The organism is Vogesella lacus (genome assembly GCF_979366295.1).
This window is the reverse complement of sequence record NZ_CEETQT010000011.1, coordinates 16,109-35,508: the sequence shown is the minus strand read 5'-3', so window position 1 is coordinate 35,508 and position 19,400 is coordinate 16,109. Positions and strand designations below refer to the sequence as shown.

The window sequence follows — 19,400 nt, the reverse complement described above, 5'->3', positions numbered from 1 at the left end:
GACGCACAATCAAAACAAACCCGCCATCAGGCGGGTTTGTTTTTTGGCAGCTTGCCAAGCTTCAGCCGGCGCACCTCGCGATACCAATCACGCCAGCGCAAATCATCGTCCGCCAAAGCCTGCTGATAACGCCACCGCGTCCAGTCTTGCAACAATCGTGAAACCTGCTCGCGCTCCCTGTCTGGCCACGCAGCCAGCTGATTGCCAAGCTCTTGCGCCGTCGCAGAACCATCAAACTCCATACCAGCCAGACGCAAACGCTGCAACAGCAACAGCCAGCCACGCTCGCGCCAGCTGCCTCTTGCACCGTGCCTGCGACGCCATGCATAAGCAGCAAACCACGCCAGCAATATCAACAAAGCCCCGGACAGCAAGGTTACGACGGCATTGAGTGCTACATCCTGCCCCAACCCCAAACGCTGCCAGAGCGATTGTTGACGTGCAGCATCGTAATTGACCACCCAACGTTGCCAGGCAAAGCCCAGCTGCTGCCAGTTCTGTTGCACCCCCTGCCACCAACCCGGTGGACGGCCACCCAGCAGGGGCATTTGTGCCGCACTTTCCGGCACAACTTGCTCGATCCCCTGCGTCAATCTGGCTGGCACAGCCAACGCAGTCGGATCGACCCGCTGCCAGCTTTGCCGTGACGCCAGCCAGACTTCGGCCCAGGCATGCGCATCTGATGAACGTACCTGCCAGAAATTGCCGCCCGGATTAAACTCGCCGCCCTGAAAACCGACCACCACCCGCGCGGGCAAGCCCGCCGCACGTGCCATGAACACGAAAGCGCCGGCAAAATGCTCGCAGAAGCCTTGCCGGCTGCCATACAAAAAGCCGTCTACCATCTCGCCTGCCAAAACAGGTGGCGTCAGGCTGTATTGCAAACGCTGCTGGCCAAACCAGCTTTTCAGCGCCTGTAAGCGTTCGCTGTCAGCAGAAAAGCGGGCCTGCATGCGAGCAGCCTCGCGCCGCGTCTGTTCATTACCCGGCGGCAGTTGCAAATAGCGCTGCTGATATGGCGGCGACAGGCTGGCCAGTGCAGTCGCAGAAAGACTACTGTAGGCGGTAAAGCCCATGCGGCCAACGTTGGCCGCATCCTGCCGCATCAATAAACCACTGCTCCGGAGCTGAACTTCACCATCCGCAGCAACCGCATACTCAAGTGCCGGCAAACGCCCCTTGAATGGTTCGGCGATCACGGTAAATGGCACACGCTTGCCCGACGCATTGCCTGCCTCCGGCTCTGGCAAGCCAGAGGCACGCCATTGCTCACCGTCGTAGGCATCAAACACCATCACGCGCCAATACAGCTGTTCGCGCTGTGGATTGCCTTGTGGAAACTGCGCAGTGAAAGCCGGCTCGCGCGACCGTATCATTTCGCTGATGCTGCCTGGCGACATTTGCTCGGCCAGACCTGTCGTTGCCCGCTTGTCGGCAGTCGGCATCTGCCACAGCGGCCCGGGCAAGCGCGGCATCGCCACAAACAGTACAACCATCAAGGGCGCGGTATACAGCAAGCAACGCGCCGCCTCGCGCACGCTGCCGCCCAGCCAGCCGCCGGACAGCAAGATCAGGCACCAGGTCAGCGCCAGCAAGGAAATCATCATCCACAGCGCCGACAACACGCCCTGATCAAACAGCAAAGGCATGGCGGCCAGAAAGAAACCCAGCGCCAGCAGCACCCGCCAATCCCTGACGCTATTGGTTTCGAAAGCCTTGATGCCGACCAGCACCAGCAACAGCGCCACCCCGCCCTCGCGGCCAACCAGGGTGCGAAAGTTCTGCCACAACAACAGTACCGGCCCGATCAGCGCAAACAGCAGCCAGATCCGCGCCGGCAGCTGCTTGTGCCGCCATAACAGCCAGGCACGTCCACCCAGCATCGCCGCCAGCAACAGCGGCACCCACGGCGGCAAATGCAGGAACAATGGCATGGCCACCAGCAACAGGCTGGCCAGTACGGCAAAACAGGCCCGACGCAACTCTTCAGGCATGATGCCCTCCGAATGTCGCCAGCAGGCGCAAGCCACGCCGTATCTCGCTTGCGGCCAACCTTTGCTCGCGGCCAGGCAGGCGCAGGCAGACTTCACGATGGCTTCGCATGGCAGCCAGCAGCTGCCAGCACATGCGCGACAGCCGCTGCTCTGCGTTCATATGTGCAGGATACGCATCCCAGGCGATCAGCGATTGACTGGCCCCAGCCATCTCGCCTTGCAGATGGCGCGCCAGCAGCTCGCCACGCTTGGCATAGTGCTTCCAGGCGATGCGACGCAAACCCATATCGGCTTGCCATGTGCCCAGATGCGAAACCGTATCCTGCCCGCTCAATTGTTGTTGCTCGCCTTGCGATGTCGGATCCTGGCCAAGGAACGCATCCTCGATCGGTTCGGGATAAACATAAGCCTGCCCCTGCAAACGCAGATAGGCAAAAGCGCGGATCAAGCCCAAAGGGGCTTCGGAATACAACTGCAAAGCCGGCAGACTGCAGATGCCGCGCTGCCGGCTGGCGACATTCAGGATCAATTCGCCACCGGCAGTCGGGACAGGCAGCAGCTCATCACCATATTGCAGAATCAGCCGCCGCGGCTCGGCGCTGGCCCAGCCGAGATCCAAGGTAAAGCTCACCTCATGGCCGGCCAAGGCATCCTGCTCGGCCATCACGGCCACCTTCACCCCAAGCAACTGACGAAAAGCCATACCCACCGACAGCAGCAACAGACTGACGAGCCAAAATGACAGGGCGTAAGCCAGGCTGACTGCGTAATTCAGCGCCCCTAGCCATACCGCGGCCGACACCAGCAGCAACATCCAGCCCATACGGGTGGGCAGCAGATAAATACGCTGATGGTTCAGCTGTAGCGAACGCTGTAAGGGCAAGCGGCGCAGCATCCAGCTGCGCAAACGTTTACGCCACGCTGACATACTGCAGGATTCTTTCCAGCAAATGCTGACTGCGCTCGCCCGGCAGGCGGGCTTGCAAGCGGTGGGCGGCGACGGCGACAAACACTGCCTTGATATCATCTGGCAGCACGTAGTCACGCTTGTCCAGCATCGCCCAGGCCCGGGCCGCCGACAAGACAGCTAGGCCGGCACGCGGACTCAGGCCATGCACAAACAGCTCGGGCTTGCGGGTGGCCTGCAGCAAGGTCAGCATGTATTCCGCAATGGCCGGGCTGATCTTGATGGCGGCAACCGCCTGCTGCATGGCAATAAAGTCCGCTGCCGTCATTGCCGGCGTCAGCTGGCGGATAAACTGGCGACGATCACCCGCCAGCAATAGTGCCTTTTCGGCATCCGAACTGGGGTAGCCCAGCGAAATGCGCATCATGAAACGGTCAAGCTGCGATTCGGGCAAGGGGAAAGTGCCCAGCTGATGCTCGGGATTCTGGGTCGCAATCACCATGAAAGGCGCTGGCAGGGCATGAGTATGGCCATCCAGCGACACTTGATGCTCTTCCATCGCCTCCAGCAGCGCGGACTGGACCTTTGGCGAGGCACGATTGATTTCATCAGCCAGTAAAAGCTGGGAAAACACCGGCCCTTGCTGGAATTCGAAACGGGCCTGATCCGGCCGGAAGATGCTCACACCCAGCAGATCAGCCGGCAGCATATCGCTGGTGAACTGCACACGGTGGTAATCCAGCCCCAGCACACCGGCTAGCGCGTGCGCAAGCGTAGTCTTGCCGACACCCGGAACATCCTCCAGCAGCAAGTGTCCGCCGGCCAACAGACAGCACAGCGACAGCCTGACCTGGGCAGACTTTCCCAAGATCGTGGCATTCAGTTGATGATAAGCAAATGAGATGGATTGCATTTGGATGACCAAGCCTGCACACTCTAACAGGATTTCATATATCCCTTTTGCCAACACAAAGCAATAAGGAACGTGGCGTGCTTACCTGGCTTAAATCCCACCTCGGCGGTGGCATGACGGCATTTGTGACTCACAGCGAATGCCTGCAACACAATATGGGCCCCGGCCATCCGGAATGTCCCGAGCGTCTGGTTGCCATTCGCGACCAGCTGATGGCTGCACAATTGTTCGACAGTCTGCAAGAGGTCGATGCTCCGCTGGTCAGCGAGCAGCAACTTGCCAGAGTGCATCCGCCACATTACGTTGAATATATCGAGGCGTGCTCTCCCTCGGTCGGCACCTTCCGTGTCGACCCGGATACCGCCATGTGTCCGGGCACGCTACAGGCAGCCAAACGCGCTGCCGGTGCGGTAATCAAGGCTGTCGATATGGTTTGTGGCAAGGAAGCGCCGAATGCCTTCTGCTCGGTTCGGCCACCCGGCCACCATGCCGAAAGTGCCCGCTCGATGGGCTTCTGCTTCTTCAACAATATCGCCGTCGGCATCGCCCACGCACTATCCACCTACAAATTCGAGCGCGTCGCCATCATTGATTTTGATGTGCACCACGGCAATGGCACCGAAGAAATCTTTCATGACGACCCGCGCGTGATGATGGTGTCGATGTTCCAGCACCCGTTCTTCCCCTACTGTGGCGATACGCCGATGGGGCCGAACATGCATCACGTCACGATGAAAGCCGGCAGCGGCAGCAAGGAATTCCGCGAGGCAGTCGAGTATCTATGGCTGCCACAGCTGGAAGAATTCAAGCCGGAGATGATCTTTATCTCGGCCGGTTTTGATGCCCATCGTGAGGATGATATGGCCTCGATGGCACTGACCGAAGCCGACTACGAATGGGTTACCCGACAATTGTTGCAGGTGGCCGCAAAGCACTGTGAAGGACGGATCGTCTCGGTGCTTGAGGGCGGCTACGACTTGTCGGCACTCGCCCGCAGCGTTACCGCGCATATCAAGGTGCTATCCGAAGGCTGAGTCTTCCAGACAGAAATAAAAAAGGGGCGAAACGCCCCTTTTTTATTTCTGCACTTGCTACGCTTACTTTTTCACCGGCGTAGTGACAGGCACCGCCGGCTTGGCTGCTGCCGGTTTCGCCTGTGCGGCAGCACCAGTCAGCACCAGCTCGCCTTTGAGCTTCTCCAGCAATTTCGGGCCGATGCCTGGCACCTTCTCCAGATCTGCATAAGTCTTGAACGCGCCATTCTTGCTACGGTAATCCACAATGGCCTTGGCCTTCACCGGTCCTAACCCCTTCACCTCTTCCAGTTGCTGAGGCGTCGCGGTATTGAGATTAATCGCGGCAAAGGCTGTCGAGCTGAGGCAGGCAGTCAAAAGCAGAGCAAGCAGTTTCTTCATGATAGTGATGACCCTTGGTTGAATGTTGAAGGCGGGTAACATCAATATCGTAAACAAATGTCATATGTGCAAAATAAATTGCATGACAATCTTGGTGCCAATGTAAGCCAGCAGCAGCAAGGCAAAACCACTCAGCGTCCAGCGTATCGCCAGACGGCCACGCCAGCCACGATATTTGCGGCCAACCAGCAGCGCGCCAAACACCAGCCACGAGGTAAAGGCGAAGACCGTCTTGTGATTCATGGCAGCGACTTTGCCGAACAACTCTTCCGAGAACAGCACACCACTGGCGAGACTCGCGGTCAGCAACAGGAAACCGGTACCCAAGGTCTGGAACATCATGTTTTCCATCACCATCAAGGGCGGCAGCTGGCGGGTCAGGCGACCAGGCTTGCGCTCGTGCAGCGCCCTCTCCTGCAACAGCATCAGAATGGCGATCAGGGCACCAATCGCAAACAGGCTGTAAGCCAGCAAAGAAATCACGATATGCAGCATGAAGGCGAGATTGTCGACCTGATAAGCCGCGTGCGGCACCGGCAAGACCTCGGCCAGCAACACGCCGATCAGAGCCACCGGCACGAGAAAAGTCTGCAAGCCTTCCAGCCTCGCGTAATAGCTGCCGGTCCAGTACACCAGCAGCATCATCCACGACAGCAAGGACACGGCGGTTCCCAACCCGATACTCACGAGGCCGGTGCTGACTACCGGTATTGCCAGCACAAACAGATGCATCAGCAACAAAGACCCCAGCAACAGGTGCTCGCGCCCGGCCTTGCGAGGCCACAGCGCATGGCCGCGCCAATGTCCGAGGAAATGCCAGGACAAGCCACCGTAACCAAAAGTCAGCAACACAACGACGATAAACACTAATCCGCTCATGGACATGTCGGGAATCTGCGAACCGTTGTCGGCTCGTGTTAAAATGGACGATTAAAGAAGTCTACACCAAAGCAGCCCCTGCTTGGCAGACACGAAGGACACTGCATGCTTGACAATCTGACATCCCGCCTGAGCAGCGCGCTGAAGACCATCCGCGGTCAGGCCCGTATTAGCGAAAGCAATATCCAGGACGCCCTGCGCGAGGTTAGGCTGGCCCTGCTGGAGGCCGACGTGGCCCTGCCTGTGGTCAAGACCTTTATTGCCCAGGTCAAGGAACGCGCGCTTGGCCAAGAGGTCATGGGCAGCCTGACACCGGGCCAGGCCCTGATCGGCATTGTCAACGAAGAGCTGGTCAAGCTGATGGGCGACAAAAACGACGCCCTCAATCTGGCTGCGGTACCGCCAGCCATCGTACTGATGGCCGGCCTGCAAGGTGCCGGTAAAACCACCACCGTCGGCAAACTGGCCAAGCTGCTGAAAGAAACCCAGAAGAAAAAGATTCTGGTGGTCTCCGCCGACGTGTACCGCCCGGCCGCGATCGAACAGCTCAAAACGTTGGCCGCACAGGTTGATGTCGAATTCTTCCCGTCCAGCCCGGATCAGAAGCCGCTGGACATTGCTTCCGCCGCCGTCAGCCACGCCAAACGCCATATGTTTGACGTGCTGATGGTCGATACCGCCGGCCGTCTGGCCATCGACGAAGCGATGATGGCCGAGATCAAGGCGCTGCACGGTCTGCTCAATCCGGTGGAAACCCTGTTCGTCGTCGATGCAATGCAGGGTCAGGATGCCGTCAATACCGCCAAGGCCTTTAACGAGACCCTGCCACTGACCGGTGTCATCCTCACCAAGATGGACGGTGACTCGCGTGGTGGTGCCGCGCTATCGGTACGTCACATTACCGGCAAACCGATCAAGTTTATCGGTGTCGGCGAAAAGCTGACCGGCCTCGAGCCCTTCCACCCTGATCGTCTGGCCAGCCGGATTCTCGGCATGGGTGACGTGCTGTCGCTGATCGAAGATGTCCAGAAAGGCATCAACGAAAAAGAAGCGCAGGAAATGGCCAAGAAGCTCAAATCGGGCAAAGGCTTTGACCTGGAAGACTTCAAGTCGCAGATGCAGCAGATGAAAAAGATGGGCGGCATGAGCAATCTGCTCGAAAAAATGCCGGGCGAAATCGGCCAGCTGGCCAAGGGCGTGCAAGGTGCCGAAGCCGAAAAGGCAATGAACCGCATCGAAGGCATCATCAACTCGATGACACCGGCAGAACGCCGCAAGCCCGAGCTGATCAAGGCCAGCCGCAAGCGTCGTATCGCCGCCGGCTCCGGTGTCAATGTTCAGGAAGTCAACAAGCTGCTCAAACAGTTCGAACAGACGCAAAAGATGATGAAGCAGTTCTCGTCCAAGGGCGGCATCATGAAAATGATGCGTGGCCTGAAGGGCATGATGCCGGGAATGTAATCGCAAGCGGGCGCTGCCGGATGGCACGCCCGTTTTCTTTTTTTCAGCGACAGAATGCAAGCCATGGATCTCGACGTAGTCATTCTTACCGATCGCCAGCTGTTGGCGCTCGACGACAGCGACTGGTATAGCCGCCAGGTTCACCACGAAGATGGCCTGCTGCAAAGCGCCCTCGAAAAACAGGGCCTCAAGGTTGGCCGCAAAGCCTGGTGCGATAGCACCATGAACTGGCAGCAAACGCGCAGCGCCGTTTTCCGCACCACTTGGGACTACTTTCACCGCTTCAGCGAGTTCTCGCCATGGCTGGACAAGACCAGCGCTGAAACGCGACTGTTCAATGAAGCTGGGCTGATCTACTGGAACCTCGACAAGCACTATCTGGGACGTCTGGCCGAGCTGGGCATCAATATCGTGCCGACACGCTATATAGAGCGTGGCGATGCCCGCTCACTGGCTCACGTGGTCAATGACAGCGGCTGGGATGAAGTCATCCTGAAGCCGGTGATCTCCGGCGCCGCCCGCCACACCTACCGCTTCCACGCGACTGACAGCACACAACACGAATGCGTATTCGGCGAGCTGATCGAACGCGAAGCGATGATGCTGCAGCCCTTCCAGCAGGCAATTCTGGATCAGGGCGAACTTTCGCTGATGATTATTGACGGACAATATACCCACGCCATTCGCAAGACCGCGCGCCAGGGTGACTTCCGCGTACAGGATGACCACGGCGGCACCGTACACCGCTACGAAGCCAGCGCAGACGAAATCCTGTTTACCGAAGCCGCCGTCGCCGCCGTGCCGTTTGACGTACTGTACGCACGCGTCGACCTGATCCGCGACAACGATGGCCAACTGGCCGTGATGGAACTGGAAATGATAGAACCCGAGCTATTCTTCCGCTTCCATCCGCCGGCAGCCGATGTCCTGGCAGCCGGCCTTGCCCGTCGCCTGCAGCAGGCCTGAGCCTGCACCGATTTCCTTTTGAAGCAACCGGCCAGCCCCGCTGGCCAGAACCTGAAAGCACTGAGTGATGAATCTGACTACGCTGACCGCCCTGTCCCCGCTTGATGGCCGCTATGCAGGCCAGGCTGAACCGCTGCGCGCGATTTTCTCCGAGTACGGTTTGATGAAGGCGCGTATCAAGGTCGAGCTGGAATGGCTGAAGATGCTGGCCGCAGAACCTGGCATCGAAGAAGTCAAACCTTTCTCCGAAGCCACCATCCGTGAAATCGACGACGTAATCAACGGCTTCTCGGTCCAGCATGGCGAAGAAGTGAAGGCCATCGAGGCGCGCACCAATCACGACGTGAAGGCCATCGAATACTGGCTGAAAGAGCGTCTGTGCGACAATCCGGAAGTCGTCGCCGCCAGCGAGTTCATCCACTTCGCCTGCACCTCCGAAGACATCAACAACCTCAGCCACGCGCTGATGCTGAAGACGGCCCGCAATACCGTCATCCTGCCGGCGCTGGACGAAGTCATCACCAAACTGTCGACCATGGCGCACGATCTGGCCGCCATGCCAATGATGTGCCGCACCCACGGCCAGCCAGCCACCCCGTCCACCATGGGCAAAGAACTGGCTAACGTGGTTTACCGCCTGAAACGCCAGCGCGAACAACTGGTCAAGCAGGAGCTGCTGGGCAAGATCAACGGCGCGGTCGGCAACTACAACGCCCACATCGTGGCCTATCCGGATATCGACTGGGAAAGCCTGGCTGGCCGTTTTGTCAGCAGCCTCGGCCTGACTTTCAACCCGTACACCATCCAGATCGAGCCGCATGACTACATGGCCGAGCTGTACCAGCAGGTTGGCCGCATCAACACCATTCTGGTGGATCTGGACCGCGATATCTGGGGTTACATCTCGCTGGGCTACTTCAAGCAGAAGGTCAAGAAAGACGAAGTCGGCAGCTCGACCATGCCGCATAAGGTCAACCCGATCGACTTCGAAAACTCCGAAGGCAACCTGGGGCTGGCCAACGCCATCCTGTCGCATCTTGCTGAAAAACTGCCGCTATCCCGCTGGCAGCGTGACCTGACCGACTCCACCGTCCTGCGCAATATGGGCGTCGGTTTCGGCTACACCCTGCTGGGCTTCAAGGCATTGATGAAAGGCCTGAACAAGCTGGAAATCAACCCGGCCATGTTGGCCGCAGACCTCGACGCTACCTGGGAGTTGCTGGCCGAGCCTATCCAGACCGTTATGCGTCGCTACGGCGTGCCTAACCCGTACGAGCAACTGAAAGAGCTGACTCGTGGTAAAGACGGCATCACCCGCGAAACCCTGGCCGCCTTCATCAAGGGCCTGGAAATTCCGGAAGCCGAAAAAGCCCGCCTGCTGGAACTGACCCCGGCCGGTTACGTCGGCAAGGCAGAAGAACTGGCTCGCCGTATTTAAGCGGCTTACAGCGGGGCAACACCCTCTACTGTTGCCCCGCCTTGATAGGCCGTACGAGCTCTCCTGCAAGACTCGCACCACAACATCAGTTTTGCAAAAAACCATCATTCTTCTCAGCTCGAGGTAAAAGCTGTTTTACCCGAATGGGAATTCCAGATATCATCACGCGTATTAAAATCCAATTTGAGTAAACCCGTTGCTTGAATTTGGACATCTCAGTATTCAGCTTCCACATGCCCCCTTGCCTGCAAGCAGGCAATCCTCTTGAACAATGTACTGGAGTAACTAAATGTACGAATCCGATCAAAGCGCGGCCAAAGACGCGCTGACCAATAGCGGCTCTGCCGCCCTCAATACCAATACCGTTAGCCAGATCCTTAATCTGGTTACCGGCACTGGCGACAGCAAGGTCAACTTCGAACAATCTACCGTGAGCAGCAACACTGTCACTCTCGGCACAGGTACTGAGGTCGCCTTCGTAACTACCAGCAGCAGCGTAAGCGGTCCTGTTGAAGTTAAAACTGGCAGCACTCAAGCCGTTATTCTGCAAGCAGGCAGTGGTAGCACCGGTGCAAACGTTGTCATCTCTGATGCAGCTCCAACCAATGGTCCGCTGGTAATTGTTGGCTCTGCTGGCAATGACAAGATCGTTGTAGGCAGCTCCACTGCAGTGGCTGTCGATATCGTACTGGGTTCGGGCAACTCCACTGTTGAAACCGGCGCCGGCAATGCCACTATCGAAGCAGGTCTTGGCAATGCAACCATCAGCGGTGGCTCTGGTGATCTGGTTGTTGTCAAACTGACTGGCGGCGCAGCATCCAACTTTAACGTTGCCAACAAACCAACTGGTACTGCCTCCACCACGGCCGATACCAGTGTGGTAATCACCAACACCACTACCGGCAAGACAACTGAAATCAGCAAGATCCAGTTTGTTCAACTTGATAACAACCAGGCAATGGTATTCGCGAAAGACTCTACCGAGGCTGCAGTTGCCTCTCTGTATCGTGCGACCTTTGGCCGTGATGCAGATGCTTCGGGCCTGGACTACTGGCTGGATCTGGTTAAAGATGGCGCCGACTACGGTACCCTGGCCAAGGCCTTCGTGAACTCTGCCGAGTTCAATGATGGCGCAGGCAAGCTCAGCGATACCGACTTCCTGAGTGGCCTGTACCAAAACATCTTCTCGCGCGCTGCAGACGATGCTGGTCTGAAGTACTGGGGCGATGCGCTGGCGGCTGGTACTAACCGTGCCGACGTTATTGCTGCATTCAGCTACATTGCTGGTCAGAACATTGCTGGCACCAGTGATAGCGAAGTCACCATCACCGGTAGCGTTCACGTGGTAAGTGGCATCATTTAATAGCGCAATCACTGGCTGTTAAAACTAAAGAGGCGCGTATGCGCCTCTTTTTTTATTTACAGCATCCACCAAATTACTTCCCCCCCATGGTGCAATACAAAAACATATATACAAAAATCTCATAACAGAACTATTGTAATACTCGGATCATGCAAATCCTTATCCTGGCAGAGAGCACGACTTTGCCGAGTTTATTGTCATACCCGCAGGAGCTAAAGCATGTATGAGAGCGATCAATCTGAGGTAACCACTGCCTTGCAAGCTGGGAATACACAAGTATTCACTGACGACACCATCAGTAGGATCCTGAGTCTAACAACCAAAGACAATAGTACCGTCCGCTTTGACCAGGTAACACCTGACAGTAACGGCAATGTTACGGTTGCAGCAGGCGCCGAAGTAGTCATGATTACAACCAATGACACTTCAGTTACCACGGTTACCCCACCAAAGAATGCCCCTGTAGTCATATTCCAAGGCAAAGGCGGTGTTATTGCTACCCTAAACGATGGCGTTACAACACCTAGCTCAGGCCAGTACACAAGCGTTGACCGTGTTGTGGTTGGTTCTGCAGGTGGTGACAAGATCGTCGTTGCTGATGCGCGAAATACCCAGATCATTCTTGGCACCGGTGATTCCACCGTCACGACCGGTCTTGGGGTAGACACAGTTCAAGCAGGTCTGGGGAACTCTACAATTACTGGTGGTGCGGGCAACTATGCTGTCGTCCAACTTGGCGGCAGTGCGACCAACTACACGGTATCTGTCAACAATGGTCATGCTGTTGTGACCGACAAGACGACAAGCAAGGTTACCGACATAAGCAAGATCCAGTATGTACAACTTGATAATGGTAACGCCCTAGTGTTTGCCAAAGACTCGGTTGAAGCTGCCATCACCACCCTATATCAGACGGCTTTGGGAAGAACATCGGAGGCGGGCGGGCTGGACTACTGGTTCGATGTCGGACGGGCCGGGGCATCACTGAAACAGATTGCCAATGCCTTTGTGAACTCGGCAGAGTTTGCCAATGGCATGGGAAAACTCAGTGATACCGAGTTTATCAATTCTCTCTATCACAACACATTCAATCGCGATGGTGAGGCTGGCGGTTTGGCCTACTGGGCAGATGCACTATCAAATGGTGCCAGCAGAGCAGATCTGATCGTTGCTTTTGCACAAGTTGGTGCAGACAACTTTGCAGGAACAGTACAGACAGAGGCTCAGGTTGTGGGCAACGTTACAATCGTAACAGGCATAATCTAATATCATAATCAACCAACTCTGCAGTACCTTTAAAGAGGAGCCCCCAAGGCTCCTCTTTTATATTGTTTGCCCTAGAATTGCCAATGCAGTATGACTATCAATACAATCACGCAATCAAAATCAAACTCAACATTGCTGATGTCGTTCATCACTCTTTACAACAAGCCCAATACATCAGATCAAGACTTGCAACTAGCAATACAAATGCTTCAGCAAGGAGATTTGGCAGATGCATTGCTGATCGCCAGTCGACAATGTCAACAGCTAGGACATTCCCCACTGCCATTTATGTTGCTGGCAACCATCTTGATAAAGATTTTTCCGACTCTTGAATCCTCGATCTGGCTGACTATTTGGCGAAAGTATCCACAAGACAAACACATCCAGATCGCACTGCTGAACTCACTCCAGCAAGCAAAGAAGCTCACCGAGCTTGCGTACTACACCAGGATGTTTCTGCCTGACAGCGACAGCAAAGAAGAACAACTGGCGCTTGGCCAATACTTGCTGCGACACACTGACAAAAGAGTAGGAGTTTGCCGCCAACAAAATGGTAAAACTCATATAACAATCATGGCTCGCGAGACTAACGCGCCATATGTGCTCACATTAAAGAATTGCCACAATGGTGAAACGCACAATGCGCAAAGTGCATGCTACAACCAGCCGTTTGAACTACCGCTAACCGACAAGCCCGGCATATGGGAAATCAGTTTTGCCGATACTCGCGAACCATTGATTGGATCGCCCGTCGCCAACTACGACAATCTGCATCAGCCGATCGCCCCCTTGCCCCATCGCTCAACCAATCCGCACTGCCAGATCAGTATTGTTATTCCGGTCTACAAAAGTTTCGAACTGACTGCAGCCTGCATAGAATCAGTTTGCAAAAGCCTTGCGGCCAACGTTTGCCAAGCGGAAGTCATGGTCATCAATGACTCTGCTGATGGTAAGAACTTACGAAAGCTCTTGAGCAAGCAAGCCCAGTCACGGGTTCGCATCATCAATCACGACAGCAATTGTGGCTTTATCGAGAGTGTGAACCATGCAATTGCACTCTCCGCTGCAGGCAGCCATATTCTGCTCCTGAATGCCGATACGCTAGTCAGCGGCAACTGGCTGGATCGTCTATCAGACAGCCTGAATCAAGCGCCAGATATAGCCAGCGTTTCACCACTATCCAACAACGGAGAAATCTCTAGTATTCCTCAAATAGGCAAGGCTGCGCCGATGCCAGATGAGAAGCTGCTCCGCCAGATCAATCAGGAACTAGGCCAATTGCGTGATGCCGGCGCCAGTAAGGACATCTCCGCACCAGCCGTATGTGGTTTCTGCATGTTGATACGCAGGGAAGTGCTAGACAAGATCGGCGGCCTAGATGGTAAAGCCATCCGCCGCGGGTACAGCGAGGAGGTTGATTGGTGCTTGCGGGGGAGTCATCGTGGCTATCGCCACATGCTGGCAACAGCCGTCTACGTCGCCCATGCTGGTGGAGCTTCTTTCAGCCACGAGAAGCAATATCTGGTGGCCCGCCATCGGCAGCTGATCCTGCAGCGCTATCCCGACTATTACAATCACTACTTTACCTTCCTCGGAAGCAAACCACTGGCTGAACTGAGTACTTTGCTGGAAACGCGACTCGGAAGACCTCTCCCTCGCGCCTCCAAGGAAGACAAGCCGGAATTACTGAAATTGCCAGCCATACCGGCATTAAGCAGCTGCCAGCACTTCATCGCGATTGATCTGCTAGACGCCGACGATGACATGCTCAACGATATGCTGGCCCTCTGCCGCCAACTTGCCAATCAGTCAGGCAAAACTCATTGCGTCCTGCTTGGCAATGCCCCCAATGCCTTCCTTAATACCGGCATCACGACCACTCTACACCCCGAGCACCACAGCAAAATCATGTACTCAGAAGATCTGCTGCAACTGCTCGACTGTCGTCTATTGATCAGCAGCGGCGGAAGCGTCAACCTTCCGGGCAAGACCATACGCTATGCCCCCCATCTTGGCATCACGACTTGGCTGGCACATATCGATAGCGCAATAAATCCAAATAATCTCCAAACAGTAAGCCCATGACGCACTCTACCCATTACGACTGCCACTTTGATGGTTTATACCAGGATAGGCTCTACGGCTGGGCCATCGATCTGACCGAGCTCCAGCGACGACTCGTCATTGAATTAACCGTTGCTGACGAAGTGATCGCCTGCGACATAGCCAATCACTATCGGGAAGTGCCCGAACATCTGGCCACCAGCGACAAGTGCCATGGATTTAGTATCGATATCTCCGCACTCAAGAAGTACGGTTACCGCTTTATCAACCTTCAAATAGCAAATACCACTATCCGCATTGCCAGCCAGATAGACATCCAGGCAGAAGACTACGCTAAACAAGCTCCATCCATCGCCCAGCACTTGGTATTCCATGATGGCGGCTTACGTCTTGTAGGTTGGTATCAACGTCAAGGCCAAGCGGCAACACAAAACCGTGTGCATGCTTATCTCGGAGACGAGTTGCTGTGCTCTGCCATTGCCAATGAGCTCTTGCCAGCCGTCCGGCATTTTCACGAACAAGCCAGCGGCTTTCAGCTTAACCTGCCCTACCGATTGGCCGATGGCCAGATCCATTCGATCCGTGTTGTCGATGATCAGGGCATGTCATTAAATGGCAGCCCCCTATCAATATGCCTAGCACCAAATCTGCATCAACTCGCACGACAAAGCGGCTCTGCCAGCTTAAGCAACATTGTCAGCCACTATGACGCACTTTTTCCCAAGAGTGTACACATGAGCTACTACGACGACTGGTTCAGCGAGTTCGGTCATTATCCTTGCCGCCCAAATACCACCGTCAGTATCAATGTACTGATCTATGGCAACTTGACTCAGGCTGACATCAGCCAGGACAGCATCAGTCGGCAAGCCAACGCAAACTGCCACGTCGTGTTGCATGACGGATATCAGCTGACCGACTGGCCCGCACTGTATTCACACTTTAAGGCTGACTCGCCGCTACTGCTGTTGCGCAGTGGCGATACGCTACACCCGCATGCTGCGGCCAACCTTGTCGATACTCTGCAGGAAGGGGCACTGCTGGTTTACGCTGACAGTGACATCCCGCAGCCTTACCCGCAATTCCATTCCGCTCGTTACCCTTGGCTCAAACAGGATTGGGATTACTGGTATGCACTCGCGACAGATTACCAACTGGAACCCATGCTGATCAGCGCTGATCTGCTGACAGGCATGAATGCTGCGGATTTCAATAGCCTTGCCCAGATGCAATGGCAGGCATGCATGCTGGCTATCAATAAAGGTGAGTCGTCCATCAAGCACCTGCCTCAGGTGCTCTACCACCAACAGCAGCCATTTACCGAACACGAACAAACTACAAGGTTGGCCGCAGCTCAGCACGTCTGCCAGCAAAACAACCCGGACAGTTTGTTACAAGCATTGCCTAGTGCTCACCCTAAGCAACATAGCTGGCCGCGCCGCATTCAGCACTCGCCAGTAAAACCTGGCAAGGTCAGCCTGCTTATTCCTACCCGCGATCAGCTCGGGCTGTTGAAACGCTGCATTGATAGCATTCGGACGTTCACCCCGCTTGATGATGTGGAAATCATTATCGTCAATAACAATTCGGATAAAGAAGAAACGTTGGCCTATTTTGCAGAGGTACAAAAAGAAGGTATTCGCGTTCTGAACTACCCGGGCATTTTCAACTTCTCGCGCATCAATAATTTCGCAGTCAGTCATGCTTCCGGCGACATCATCGGCTTTATCAATAACGATATCGAGGCACTGCATCAGGGCTGGCTATCAAACATGCTGGCATGGCTCTCCCAATCCGGAGTCGCCGCAGTCGGTGCGAAGTTGTTATGGCCAAACGAGATGGTGCAACATGGTGGCATTGTTATGGGTGTTGGCATGGCGGCTAGTCACTACGGGATGGATAGACACAAAGATGACAGCGGCTATTTTTACCGTAACCAACTCAGCCACCAGGTCAGCGGAGTGACTGCAGCATGTCTGCTGATGCGCAAATCTGAGTTTGAAAACATGGGCGGTTTTGACGAAACGCAATTTCCGGTGGCGTTCAATGATGTAGATCTATGCCTTCGTTTGCGTAAAGCTGAACGCAAGATTATCTGGTGTGCCGACTGCACAATGCTGCATGCCGAATCGGCCAGCCGTGGTAAAGAAGACTCACCAGCCAAGCAACAGAGGGCCAGATATGAGCTTCGAAACCTCAGGGAGAAGTGGCAAAAAGTGCTCACAAAGGATCCTTTCTACCACGAAGCATTAAACCTTGAGCCACAATCTGCATGCTTTACAGGCTTACGACTGGGAAAGTCCCAAATGTAATTTTTTTTTTACCATGTTAATATTTTAGGCAAATTACTCCCCACCCAATTAATAGCAATTACTTATCAATCCGGCCAACATTCGATGAAAATACTCTGCATAACCGGCAACACAGAGAAACAAACCCAAGCAATTGGAGAACTCCTCAAACATGCAGGGGTAAAGGCGGCCAAGCCCTCGCTGCGCGATGCCACTCTCAGTGTGCAACTATGGCATCAGAAAGTTACCCTCAGACAAGAGCCTGGATCGCCCATCGGTAGCCAATCATTGGGAAAACTCTGGGAACAGTTGGCCGCAGACATCTTCATGGCCAATATGGATGAGCCTGTGTGGGGTTGGGTTGACAGTCATAGTTTGTCACTGCTTGATTTCTGGACCAGTTTCGATCCGGAGATCCGCTTCATTCTCTGCACCAGCAGTCCAGAACAAGCAATTGCCGAAGCGATTCTGGACACAGAAACGACACTCGATATTGACCGCATCATGCAAGAGTGGCATCAAAGCCATCAAGCAATGTTGCGTTTTCACCTGCGAAATCCCGGGCTTAGTATTCTCGTCGACGTGAATGAGGCTCTGGCGATGCCCGAGCTGCTCATTAACAAGATTAACCAGGATTGGCATACAGGGCTTGACGCATACGCTCAACCACACGTGACCAACAACGATGCAATCCCTCACTATCTGGCACGAGAGCTTGGCAAAGAGCTCACGGCACTGCATGAACTGCAGGAAGAAATTATTGCTAGCCGACTGCCCTTCCCATCTACTGATGGAACTTGCTCGGATATTTCGAAGGTACTCGAGCACTATCGCAGCCTGCTGACCCTTCAAGCAGAACAGACTTACGACTTGCAGCACGCCAGAAAGCTTCAGGAGCAGAGCCAGGAAAGCCTGGAGCTTAACCAGCAGGCACTCTCGGCATTGCAGCTTGATATTCAAGAGCAGCTGCAGCAAACCGCTTCGCTCAAGCATCAATATCATCACCAGCAAGTAGAAAACGAACTCTTGCTAAACCAGCTTCACCAAGTGCAAGAAGAGCTGGAAAATTTGTTCCTGAAAAACCGTCAATACGAGACGCAAATTCAACAACAGGAAATCAAGTTACAAGAATTTCAGCAGCTTGCCAAAACTAGGACAAGTGAACTTGATCAGGTCAGGCTTCAACTTGATAGCCGAAACAACGAGATTAATACGCTCAAAACTGCAGCGGATGAAACTAGTAAGAAAGTCAAAGCACTCCAGAAACAGCTGGATGCCGCTCTTGCCGAACTGCAAAAATCCCAGCAAAGCTGCAAGCAACTCCAAGCTGATCTAAGCAAGGCAAGCACTGTTGACGAAACAAAGCATCAAGAACTACAGGAAGAAAACGATCTGCTGCTGGCGCAGTTGCATCAGGTACAAGAAGAGTTGGAAAACTATTTCCTGAAATACCGGGAAAGCCATTTGCAACTGGAGCAAGCAGAAAAACGCTGGTCACGCCTACAACACAAGCTACCCGATTATGTCGACTATCAGCACATTACCGCCAACCTTAACGAGAATGGCCTAGTGCAATGGACCGTGGAGCAACTGCATGCTGCCGGCCGAAGCTTTGAAAACCTGACATTCGCGACCACCATCGAGAACGGTATTGCCGGCTTCATTTTCCGTAAGGAAGAGGTAGGGAGCCCATTGACTCGCTGGCCAGTATGCGCCGCAGCCTTGGATGAGCTGGCTATCGTGCCTGTTGGCTCCCCGGAATCCATCAAACTGCGAGCCCAGATTCTGCAAGAGCTTTCAACAAGCGATCTGGCGCTACTGAAAGTGCTGGCCAAACTTATCATTCAAGCCCTCCCAACCTTGCCGGTCGGCACTGCACCTGAAAAGCTGGGTAGCGCCCTGCAGAACTTCTTGCAGATCATGGAACAGATCAGCCATTTGCTCCGATATGACCAGGCCAAACTTCTGAGCACAGAAACCAATCAGGGTTACGAACATCTGTGGTTCCGCTTGGAAAATCTCAGTTATCAGGGCCAGCATTACGAGCATTTCGAATTCAGACTGGCTTGCGCCATCGTGACACCTGGAGTATTTGGCGAACACCCACGCTTCGAATTCCCCAAAGCAGAAACTACAACACCGCTAAATAGCTGGTTTGCCGAGTCGCATGATGAGTTCGGGCCGAAGCTTGAATTGCGCTTCGCCGCACCTGACGCCATGGATATCAATGTATGGCAGAAATTATCCCATGCTGACCAGCAATTCCTGAGAGCACTATTTATGCAGCTGGACAATATCTTGCAGCAGCAAGAGCATCTCGGTGAAGCAGCCAGCCGGGACTGGAACGAGTGGCAACAAACCCACCAGACCATGCTGCAAATTCTGAACCTGTGCGCCCCTGTTCATACCCAACCAATCACCGCCTGACGGGAATCAGCAAGCC

The 19,400-nt window shown here is 54.7% G+C and carries 14 protein-coding genes; 9 read left to right on the top strand and 5 right to left on the bottom strand.

Going from position 1 to position 19,400, the window contains the following annotated elements:
- Positions 1-26 precede the first annotated feature (26 nt).
- The 3 genes from ACZ9W6_RS14545 to ACZ9W6_RS14535 are packed head-to-tail and all read right to left on the bottom strand — an operon-like array spanning position 27 to position 3,814.
- On the bottom strand, positions 27-1,994 hold the full coding sequence (locus ACZ9W6_RS14545; protein WP_465191887.1) for a transglutaminase TgpA family protein: 1,968 nt from the start codon (positions 1,992-1,994) through the stop codon (positions 27-29).
- Positions 1,987-2,922, bottom strand: a complete 936-nt coding sequence (locus ACZ9W6_RS14540) for a DUF58 domain-containing protein (protein ID WP_465191886.1) — start codon at positions 2,920-2,922, stop codon at positions 1,987-1,989. Before ACZ9W6_RS14540 ends, ACZ9W6_RS14545 begins: the two co-directional genes overlap by 8 nt.
- Complete coding sequence (locus ACZ9W6_RS14535) at positions 2,906-3,814, bottom strand: AAA family ATPase (RefSeq protein ID WP_465191885.1); 909 nt, start codon at positions 3,812-3,814, stop codon at positions 2,906-2,908. The genes ACZ9W6_RS14540 and ACZ9W6_RS14535 overlap by 17 nt, the downstream gene beginning before the upstream one ends.
- A 77-nt stretch (positions 3,815-3,891) precedes the next feature.
- On the opposite strand from ACZ9W6_RS14535, the gene ACZ9W6_RS14530 reads away from it, so the two are divergent.
- Entirely contained in the window at positions 3,892-4,848 is a 957-nt protein-coding gene (locus tag ACZ9W6_RS14530; protein ID WP_465191884.1) for a histone deacetylase family protein, read from the top strand.
- A gap of 63 nt (positions 4,849-4,911) precedes the next feature.
- Here the strand turns inward: ACZ9W6_RS14530 and ACZ9W6_RS14525 are convergent, their stop codons facing one another.
- Entirely contained in the window at positions 4,912-5,229 is a 318-nt protein-coding gene (locus ACZ9W6_RS14525) for a ComEA family DNA-binding protein (protein WP_465191883.1), read from the bottom strand.
- A gap of 60 nt (positions 5,230-5,289) precedes the next feature.
- The gene (locus ACZ9W6_RS14520; RefSeq protein ID WP_465191882.1) at positions 5,290-6,108 is read right to left on the bottom strand and encodes a cytochrome C assembly family protein; all 819 of its coding nucleotides are present in this window, start codon (positions 6,106-6,108) and stop codon (positions 5,290-5,292) included.
- A 105-nt stretch (positions 6,109-6,213) separates the two neighbouring features.
- Here ACZ9W6_RS14520 and ffh point away from each other — a divergent pair, with 105 nt between their 5' ends.
- From ffh to ACZ9W6_RS14480, 8 genes are all read left to right on the top strand, one after another.
- Positions 6,214-7,569, top strand: a complete 1,356-nt coding sequence (ffh, locus tag ACZ9W6_RS14515; RefSeq protein WP_465191881.1) for a signal recognition particle protein — start codon at positions 6,214-6,216, stop codon at positions 7,567-7,569.
- A gap of 63 nt (positions 7,570-7,632) precedes the next feature.
- Complete coding sequence (locus ACZ9W6_RS14510; protein WP_465191880.1) at positions 7,633-8,535, top strand: ATP-grasp domain-containing protein; 903 nt, start codon at positions 7,633-7,635, stop codon at positions 8,533-8,535.
- 67 nt (positions 8,536-8,602) lie between these two features.
- Positions 8,603-9,973 carry an adenylosuccinate lyase gene (gene purB / locus ACZ9W6_RS14505; RefSeq protein WP_465191879.1) on the top strand — a complete coding sequence of 457 codons (1,371 nt, stop codon included), beginning with the start codon at positions 8,603-8,605 and terminating at the stop codon, positions 9,971-9,973.
- Between the two features lie 289 nt (positions 9,974-10,262).
- Complete coding sequence (locus tag ACZ9W6_RS14500) at positions 10,263-11,336, top strand: DUF4214 domain-containing protein (RefSeq protein WP_465191878.1); 1,074 nt, start codon at positions 10,263-10,265, stop codon at positions 11,334-11,336.
- Positions 11,337-11,555: 219 nt separating this feature from the next.
- Positions 11,556-12,602, top strand: coding sequence for a DUF4214 domain-containing protein (locus tag ACZ9W6_RS14495; RefSeq protein WP_465191877.1), 1,047 nt, complete (start codon positions 11,556-11,558; stop codon positions 12,600-12,602).
- A 90-nt stretch (positions 12,603-12,692) separates the two neighbouring features.
- Entirely contained in the window at positions 12,693-14,687 is a 1,995-nt protein-coding gene (locus ACZ9W6_RS14490; RefSeq protein WP_465191876.1) for a glycosyltransferase family 2 protein, read from the top strand.
- On the top strand, positions 14,684-16,978 hold the full coding sequence (locus ACZ9W6_RS14485) for a glycosyltransferase family 2 protein (RefSeq protein WP_465191875.1): 2,295 nt from the start codon (positions 14,684-14,686) through the stop codon (positions 16,976-16,978). The genes ACZ9W6_RS14490 and ACZ9W6_RS14485 overlap by 4 nt, the downstream gene beginning before the upstream one ends.
- Positions 16,979-17,062: 84 nt before the next feature.
- Positions 17,063-19,384: a hypothetical protein gene (locus tag ACZ9W6_RS14480; protein ID WP_465191874.1), complete on the top strand. Its 2,322-nt coding sequence runs from the start codon at positions 17,063-17,065 to the stop codon at positions 19,382-19,384.
- The last annotated feature ends 16 nt before the right edge of the window (positions 19,385-19,400 follow it).